General features: G+C 60.9%; 8 protein-coding genes. All 8 read left to right on the top strand.

Annotated features, from left to right (window positions below; genetic code table 11):
• Positions 1-135: 135 nt before the first annotated feature.
• The 8 genes from K9857_RS28730 (at position 136) to araH (ending at position 7,911) form a co-directional block, all read left to right on the top strand.
• Positions 136-744, top strand: a complete 609-nt coding sequence (locus tag K9857_RS28730; protein ID WP_224541701.1) for a DUF4823 domain-containing protein — start codon at positions 136-138, stop codon at positions 742-744.
• 15 nt (positions 745-759) lie between these two features.
• Positions 760-1,320 carry a DUF1285 domain-containing protein gene (locus tag K9857_RS28725; RefSeq protein ID WP_224541699.1) on the top strand — a complete coding sequence of 187 codons (561 nt, stop codon included), beginning with the start codon at positions 760-762 and terminating at the stop codon, positions 1,318-1,320.
• 192 nt (positions 1,321-1,512) lie between these two features.
• Positions 1,513-2,229, top strand: coding sequence for a FadR/GntR family transcriptional regulator (locus K9857_RS28720; RefSeq protein WP_224541696.1), 717 nt, complete (start codon positions 1,513-1,515; stop codon positions 2,227-2,229).
• A 139-nt stretch (positions 2,230-2,368) separates the two neighbouring features.
• Positions 2,369-3,244, top strand: coding sequence for an SMP-30/gluconolactonase/LRE family protein (locus K9857_RS28715; protein WP_224541695.1), 876 nt, complete (start codon positions 2,369-2,371; stop codon positions 3,242-3,244).
• 115 nt (positions 3,245-3,359) lie between these two features.
• Positions 3,360-4,181, top strand: coding sequence for an SDR family oxidoreductase (locus K9857_RS28710; RefSeq protein WP_224541692.1), 822 nt, complete (start codon positions 3,360-3,362; stop codon positions 4,179-4,181).
• A 129-nt stretch (positions 4,182-4,310) separates the two neighbouring features.
• Positions 4,311-5,315 carry a substrate-binding domain-containing protein gene (locus K9857_RS28705; RefSeq protein WP_224541690.1) on the top strand — a complete coding sequence of 335 codons (1,005 nt, stop codon included), beginning with the start codon at positions 4,311-4,313 and terminating at the stop codon, positions 5,313-5,315.
• A 64-nt stretch (positions 5,316-5,379) separates the two neighbouring features.
• Entirely contained in the window at positions 5,380-6,930 is a 1,551-nt protein-coding gene (araG, locus tag K9857_RS28700; protein ID WP_224541687.1) for an L-arabinose ABC transporter ATP-binding protein AraG, read from the top strand.
• Between the two features lie 12 nt (positions 6,931-6,942).
• The gene (gene araH, locus K9857_RS28695) at positions 6,943-7,911 is read left to right on the top strand and encodes an L-arabinose ABC transporter permease AraH (protein ID WP_175376080.1); all 969 of its coding nucleotides are present in this window, start codon (positions 6,943-6,945) and stop codon (positions 7,909-7,911) included.
• The last annotated feature ends 42 nt before the right edge of the window (positions 7,912-7,953 follow it).

The raw sequence follows: 7,953 nt of genomic DNA, 5'->3' as shown, positions 1-7,953 counted from the left end.
GGGTTTCAATAATAACTGTGGGAGCGAGCCTGCTCGCGATTGGGCTCCGTAAAACACTTAAGCTCTGGAGCTGGCGCAAAAGCTGCATCCCACGGCCATTCGCCGGTTTTCCGACACCGGCCTCTGGAGGATAGGATGCGTAGCCTGGTTTTGCTGCTGGCCGTTTTGGCGCTTGGCGGCTGCATGAATGTCAGCGATATGGCCGAAGGGGCTCGCTACCATATGAGCGACGCCGGCTTTCTGGATCACAGCGACAGTCATCGCGTGAACAACCTGCGCATTCAGCCGGACTCGTTCGTCTACATCGCCCAGGGCGCGTTCATGCCGCCGGGCGGCACCGCCTACCCGCGTCCCAACGTGATCGCTGAAGTCGCCTTCGACGGTTTCATCGAATACTTCCCGATGGTCCGCCGCGCCCGCGGGCCTGAAGGTCTGGACCAAGCGATGAACGAGGCCCGTTCCGCCGGCGCCCATTACCTGCTCTATACCCGCTTCGCCAAGGCGGATGACCGCATCGGCAACTCCGATGAATGGCTGGATCAGGAAGCGATCGATCGCCTGGGCGTCGATACCGGCGTGATTCAGATCATGTTGATCGAGACCAGCACTCAGTATTTGATTGATACTGCACGTATCAAGAGTCGTGGCGGTTTACTGACGTTCCACGACGAAAAGCCAGAAGACCTGATGGGCCCGCCGCTTGAGCAATACGCTCGCAGTCTGTTGGGGCTCAGCAACCAGTAATCCAAGGAGATCGCCATGAGTGGCCCGCAAAAAGCCAACGACCTGTTGGGGCAAATCCCCAAGACCAAAGGCTTGCCGCCGGTCCACCTGTGGAACCCGGACTTCTGCGGCGACATCGACATGCGCATTGCCCGCGACGGCACCTGGTATTACCTGGGCACGCCGATCGGGCGCAAGCCGATGGTCAAGCTGTTCTCCACCATCATTCGCCGCGACGGCGATGATTACTTCCTCATCACCCCGGTCGAGAAAGTCGGCATCAAGGTCGACGACGCGCCGTTCGTGGCGATTTCCGTGGACGTGGAAGGCGAGGGCGAGTCGCAGCTCCTGCGCTTTACCACCAATGTCGACGAAACCACCGAGGCCGGGGCCGAACATCCGATTCGCGTGATGATCGATCCCCGGACCCAGGAACCTGCGCCTTACGTGCATGTGCGCAGCAATCTTGAGGCGTTGATTCATCGCAATGTGTTCTATCAGTTGGTGGAGCTGGCGGTGAGTCGCGAGATCGAAGGGCAGCGCTGGTTAGGCGTGTGGAGTGGGGGAGAGTTCTTCCCCATCGGCCTCGAACCCTGACACATAACCCCCTGTTGGAGCGGGCTTGCTCGCGAATGCGGTAGGTCAGTCAACATTGTTGGTGACTGATACATCGCATTCGCGAGCAAGCCCGCTCCCACATTGGTCCGTGTGTTTCCTGAAAAATCAATTTGACACCCAATCGTATGATGATTAGCGTGTGCCTCCATCGCACATGCTTCCGAGGTGTCCATGTCCAGCAGTTTTCACGCGTCGACCGTCGACTGGCTCGGTTGCTGGATAGCCGCCGGGCAGGTCAAGCCCGGTGAGTCGCTCAAGGTGGAAGCCGATCTCGGTGAACAGCTGGGCGTCAGCCGGACCGTCATTCGCGAAGCCATCAAGACTCTCGTCGCCAAAGGCATGCTCGAAGTCGGGCCGAAGGTCGGCACTCGTGTACTGCCGGTCAAGCGCTGGAACCTTTTCGATCCACAAGTCGTTGGCTGGTTGTCTCGTGGCGGATTGCCGGAAAACTTCGTCGACGATCTGCTCGACCTGCGTCGCACCATCGAACCGATGGCCGTGCGCTGGGCCTGCGAGCGCGCCACCGCCCCGCAGGTGGAAGCCATCCTGCTGGCCTGCAATGCCCTGGAGCGGGCCGTGGACAGTGGCATCGACTACAACCGCGCCGACCAGCTCTTCCACGAGTGCATCCTCGCAGCCAGTCACAATCAATTCATCGAACAAATGATCCCCGCCCTCGGCGCGCTGCTGGCGGTGTGTTTCGAAGTGTCCGCCGCCGACCCGGACGAATTGCGCCGCACCTTGCCGGTTCACAAGGACATGGCCGAAGCCATCGCCGCCCGGGATGCCGCGCGGGGTGTCTGGGCCTGCATGACCTTGATCGATAACGCTGATCTTGCGATCAAGCGCTACTACCCGCAGTTCATGGCGGACAAGAAAACCGGCTGAGATTGAAAATCCTGTGGGAGCGAGCCTGCTCGCGATGACTGACTAACATGCGACATGGGTTGCGCCTGATCTACCGCTATCGCGAGCAGGCTCGCTCCCACATATCCAAACATATAAAAACAAGAACGCAGGAGGTTTCATGACGTGGACCGCAGTCACCGAACACCGCGCCCATCTCGGCGAAGGACCGTTCTGGGACGCGCCAACCCAGGCGCTCTACTGGGTGGACATCGCCGGCAAACAAGCCCTGCGCCTGATCGGCTCCAACGTGCAGATCTGGCAGATGCCCGAACACGTGTCGGCCTTTATCCCCTGTGCCAGCGGCGATGCATTGGTGACCCTGAGCAGCGGCGTTTATCGTCTCGACCTGAATTCCCCGGGGCTTGAACCACGCCTGACCCTGTTCTGCGTCGCCGATCCGCAACCCGGCAACCGTGGCAACGAAGCCCGCTGCGACGCCCAGGGCCGGCTCTGGCTCGGCACCATGCAAAACAACATCGGACCGCGGGGCGAGGACCTGCCGATCAAACAGCGTTCCGGCGGGCTCTTTCGTATCGATCGTGATGCGCGGGTGACCCCGCTGCTGCGCGGCCTCGGCATCCCCAATACCTTGCTCTGGAGCGATGACGGCACCACGGTCTATTTCGGCGACAGCCTCGACGGCGCGCTGTATCGGCATTTCATCCGCACCGATGGCAACCTTGAACCGGCGCAAACCTGGTTTGGCCCCCATCGTCGCGGCGGTCCGGACGGCTCGGCGATGGATGCCGAAGGTTTTATCTGGAACGCCCGCTGGGACGGCAGTTGCCTGCTCAGGCTGGCACCGGATGGCCAGATTGATCGGGTCATCGAGCTGCCTGTCAGCCGTCCGACCAGTTGCGTGTTTGGCGGTCCCGACCTGAAAACCCTGTACATCACCAGCGCCGCCAGCCCGCTCGATCACCCGCTGGACGGTGCCGTGTTGTCGATTCAGGTAGATGTCGCAGGAAAGCTCTGTACGAGATTTGCCGGATAAATCCCAAAATATGGGATGCAAAATTATATATTGAGATTAATCCGGTGCCGGGTTTATAGTCGGCACCATCGTTCCACGATGCACTCACACTTAAAAAAACAAGATTGGTGAAGTGATGCAGCGATATCCCCTCGAACTGCCGCCGGTGCCTGAACCGCCCAGGGGCGAGCGCCTCAAAGACAAGGTCGTGCTGCTGACCGGTGCCGCCCAGGGCATCGGCGAAGCCATTGTCGCGGCCTTTGCCTGCCAGCAGGCGAAACTGATCATCAGTGACATCCAGGCCGACAAGGTCGAAAAAGTCGCGGCCCACTGGCGCGATCAGGGAGCGGACGTGGTGGCGATCAAGGCTGACGTTTCCCGTCAGCAGGACCTGCACGCCATGGCCCGGCTCGCGGTCGAGCGCCACGGTCGGATCGACGTGCTGGTCAATTGCGCCGGGATCAACGTATTCCGCGATCCCCTGCTAATGACCGAAGACGACTGGCACCGTTGCTTCGCCATCGATCTCGACGGCGCCTGGTTCGGCTGCAAGGCGGTATTGCCGCAGATGATAGAGCAGGGCGTCGGCAGCATCATCAACATCGCCTCCACACATTCCAGCCACATCATTCCCGGCTGCTTCCCGTATCCGGTGGCCAAGCACGGTCTGCTCGGCCTGACCCGCGCTTTGGGCATCGAATACGCGCCCAAGGGCATTCGCGTGAATGCCATCGCACCGGGCTACATCGAAACCCAATTGAACGTCGACTACTGGAACGGCTTTGCCGATCCCCACGCCGAACGTCAGCGCGCCTACGACCTGCATCCGCCCAAACGCATCGGCCAGCCGATTGAAGTGGCGATGACCGCGGTGTTCCTGGCCAGCGACGAGGCGCCGTTCATCAACGCTTCCTGCATCACCATCGATGGTGGCCGTTCAGTGATGTACCACGACTGAATGTCCGGGATTTCACGCGGATAAATACGCCTGAAATCCAATCATCATACGATATGACTATTGGTAACTTGGTTTCACCGCTTTAATGGCTTTCAAAGAATGCTCAAAAAAATAACAAGGAGTCAGCTTATGAATCGTCGTCATGCCATCCGTTCCATGTGCTGTGCCGCTTTGGCGGTTAGCGCATTCAGCCTCAGCAGCACCCTGCTGGCGGCCGAGGAGGTGAAAATCGGTTTTCTGGTCAAACAGGCCGAAGAACCGTGGTTCCAGACCGAATGGGCCTTTGCCGAAAAGGCCGGCAAGGAGAAGGGCTTCACCCTGATCAAGATCGCCGTGCCTGACGGCGAGAAAACCCTGTCGGCCATCGACAGCCTGGCGGCCAACGGTGCCAAGGGCTTCGTGATCTGCCCGCCCGACGTCTCCCTCGGCCCGGCGATCATGGCCAAGGCCAAGCTCAACGACCTGAAAGTGATCGCCGTCGACGACCGTTTTGTCGACGCCAACGGCAAGTTCATGGAAGACGTTCCGTACCTGGGGATGGCCGCGTTCGAAGTCGGCCAGAAGCAGGGCGCCGCCATGGCCACCGAAGCGAAGAAACGCGGCTGGGACTGGAAAGACACCTACGCCGTGATCAACACCTACAACGAACTCGACACCGGCAAGAAGCGCACCGACGGTTCGGTCAAGTCGCTGGAAGAAGCCGGCATGCCGAAGGATCACATCCTGTTCGCGGCACTCAAGACCCTCGACGTGCCAGGCAGCATGGACGCCACCAACTCGGCGCTGGTGAAACTGCCGGGCGCGGCGAAGAACCTGATCATCGGCGGCATGAACGACAACACCGTCCTGGGTGGCGTGCGCGCCACCGAGGCTGCCGGTTTTGCCGCGGCGAACGTGATCGGCATCGGCATCAATGGTACCGACGCCATCGGCGAGCTGAAAAAGCCCAACAGCGGCTTCTACGGTTCGATGCTGCCAAGTCCGCACATCGAGGGCTACAACACCGCGAGCATGATGTACGAGTGGGTCACCACCGGCAAAGAACCGCCGAAATACACGGCGATGGACGACGTGACCCTGATCACCCGCGACAACTTCAAGCAGGAACTGGAAAAGATCGGCCTGTGGAACTGAAGGCCGGTTGATTTCATCGGCGGCCCCGGCAGCGGGGCCGCCTGATCTGTGTGACGAGGTGGTTATGGCGCAAACACAATTACAACAACCGGCCGCATTCCTGTCGGGAGGCAGCCTGCGTTTCAACGGGATCGGCAAGACTTTCCCCGGCGTGAAGGCGCTGGACAACATCAATTTCATCGCCCACCCCGGGCAGGTTCATGCCCTGATGGGCGAGAACGGCGCGGGCAAGTCGACCCTGCTGAAAATTCTCGGCGGTGCCTACATCCCGAGCAGCGGCGACCTGCGGATCGGCGACCGCACCCACGTGTTCAAATCCACCGCCGACAGCATTGGCTGCGGCGTGGCGGTGATTCACCAGGAACTGCATCTGGTGCCGGAAATGACCGTCGCCGAAAACCTGTTCCTAGGCCATTTGCCGGCCAGTTTCGGCCTGATCAATCGTCGCCAGCTGCGCCAGCAGGCGCTGGCCTGCCTCAAGGGCCTGGCCGACGAAATCGATCCGCAGGAGAAAGTAGGGCGCCTGTCCCTCGGCCAGCGGCAACTGGTGGAAATCGCCAAGGCCCTGTCCCGTGGCGCCCATGTGATCGCCTTCGACGAACCCACCAGCAGCCTGTCGGCGCGGGAGATTGATCGCTTGATGGCGATCATCGGGCGCCTGCGCGATGAAGGCAAAGTGGTGCTGTACGTCTCCCACCGCATGGAAGAAGTGTTCCGCATCTGCAATGCGGTGACGGTGTTCAAGGACGGTCGCTACGTGCGCACCTTCGAGGACATGAGCGAGCTGACCCACGATCAGTTGGTGACCTGCATGGTCGGCCGCGACATCCAGGACATTTATGACTATCGCTCGCGTCCGCGCGGCGCGGTGGCGCTGAAGGTCGACGGCCTGCTTGGCCCTGGCTTGCGCGAGCCGATGAGTTTCGAGGCGCACAAGGGCGAGATTCTCGGGCTGTTCGGTCTGGTCGGCGCCGGTCGCACCGAGCTGTTCCGCCTGCTCAGCGGGCTGGAGCGCAACACCGCCGGGCGCCTGGAATTGCGTGGCCATGAACTCAAGTTGAGTTCCCCTCGAGATGCCATCGCCGCCGGCATTCTGCTATGCCCGGAGGACCGCAAGAAGGAAGGCATCATTCCGCTGGGCAGCGTCGCCGAGAACATCAACATCAGTGCGCGCCCGGCGCATTCCCGTTTCGGTTGCCTGATCCGCGGGCTCTGGGAAAAGAACAACGCCGACAAACAGATCAAGGCACTGCGGGTGAAGACGCCCCACGCCGGGCAACCGATCAAGTTCCTCTCCGGGGGCAATCAGCAGAAGGCGATTCTCGGTCGCTGGCTGTCGATGCCGATGAAGATCCTGCTGCTCGACGAGCCCACCCGTGGCATCGACGTCGGCGCCAAGGCCGAGATCTATCAGATCATCCACAACCTGGCCGCCAGCGGCATTGCGGTGATCGTGGTGTCCAGCGACCTGATGGAAGTGATGGGCATTTCCGACCGCATCCTGGTGATGTGCGAAGGGGTGATGCGCGGCGAGCTGAGCCGCGAACAGGCCAATGAATCCAACCTGCTGCAACTGGCTTTGCCGCGCCAACGCGCTGACGGCGTGGCGAACTGAGAGGTGACTATGATGACAACCCAAAACGAAACCCTGCCGACCGCGCGCAAGCCTCTGGACCTGCGGCGCTTTGTCGATGACTGGGCCATGCTGGCGGCCGCGGTCGGGATCTTCGTGCTCTGCACCTTGCTGATCGACAACTTCCTTTCGCCACTGAACATGCGCGGCCTGGGCCTGGCGATTTCCACCACGGGGATTGCCGCATGCACCATGCTGTATTGCCTGGCGTCCGGGCATTTCGACCTGTCGGTGGGTTCGGTGATTGCCTGCGCCGGCGTGGTGGCGGCGGTGGTGATGCGTGATACCAACAGCGTGTTTCTCGGGATTTCCGCTGCGTTGTGCATGGGCCTGATCGTCGGCCTGATCAACGGCATCGTGATCGCCAAGCTGCGGGTCAATGCGCTGATCACCACGCTGGCGACCATGCAGATCGTCCGCGGCCTGGCCTACATCTTCGCCAACGGCAAAGCGGTGGGCGTGTCCCAGGAATCGTTCTTCGTCTACGGCAACGGCCAGCTGTTCGGCGTGCCGGTGCCGATCCTGATCACCATCGTCTGCTTCCTGTTCTTCGGCTGGCTGCTGAACTACACCACCTACGGGCGCAACACCATGGCCATCGGTGGCAACCAGGAAGCGGCGCTGTTGGCCGGGGTCAACGTGGACCGGACCAAGATCATGATCTTCGCCGTGCACGGGGTGATCGGTGCGCTGGCGGGGGTAATCCTGGCCTCGCGCATGACCTCGGGCCAGCCGATGATCGGCCAGGGGTTCGAGCTGACGGTGATTTCAGCCTGTGTGCTGGGCGGGGTTTCGCTGAGTGGCGGCATCGGCATGATCCGGCATGTGATTGCCGGGGTGCTGATCCTGGCGATCATTGAAAACGCGATGAATCTGAAGAACATCGATACCTTTTATCAGTATGTGATTCGGGGTTCGATTCTGTTGCTGGCGGTGGTGATTGACCGTTTGAAGCAGCGTTGAGATTTGAGTTGATCTGACTGGCCTCTTCGCGGGCAAGCCTCG

This window comes from Pseudomonas sp. REP124 (genome assembly GCF_020164475.1).
Classification (GTDB): domain Bacteria; phylum Pseudomonadota; class Gammaproteobacteria; order Pseudomonadales; family Pseudomonadaceae; genus Aquipseudomonas.
This window is presented reverse-complemented; position numbering and strand designations above follow the sequence as displayed.

Coding starts and splice junctions, on each gene's coding strand:
- araG (WP_224541687.1), top strand. CDS start 5,380: ATGGCGCAAACACAATTACAACAACCGGCCGCATTCCTGTCGGGAGGC.
- K9857_RS28720 (WP_224541696.1), top strand. CDS start 1,513: ATGTCCAGCAGTTTTCACGCGTCGACCGTCGACTGGCTCGGTTGCTGG.
- K9857_RS28715 (WP_224541695.1), top strand. CDS start 2,369: ATGACGTGGACCGCAGTCACCGAACACCGCGCCCATCTCGGCGAAGGA.
- K9857_RS28725 (WP_224541699.1), top strand. CDS start 760: ATGAGTGGCCCGCAAAAAGCCAACGACCTGTTGGGGCAAATCCCCAAG.
- araH (WP_175376080.1), top strand. CDS start 6,943: ATGACAACCCAAAACGAAACCCTGCCGACCGCGCGCAAGCCTCTGGAC.
- K9857_RS28710 (WP_224541692.1), top strand. CDS start 3,360: ATGCAGCGATATCCCCTCGAACTGCCGCCGGTGCCTGAACCGCCCAGG.
- K9857_RS28705 (WP_224541690.1), top strand. CDS start 4,311: ATGAATCGTCGTCATGCCATCCGTTCCATGTGCTGTGCCGCTTTGGCG.
- K9857_RS28730 (WP_224541701.1), top strand. CDS start 136: ATGCGTAGCCTGGTTTTGCTGCTGGCCGTTTTGGCGCTTGGCGGCTGC.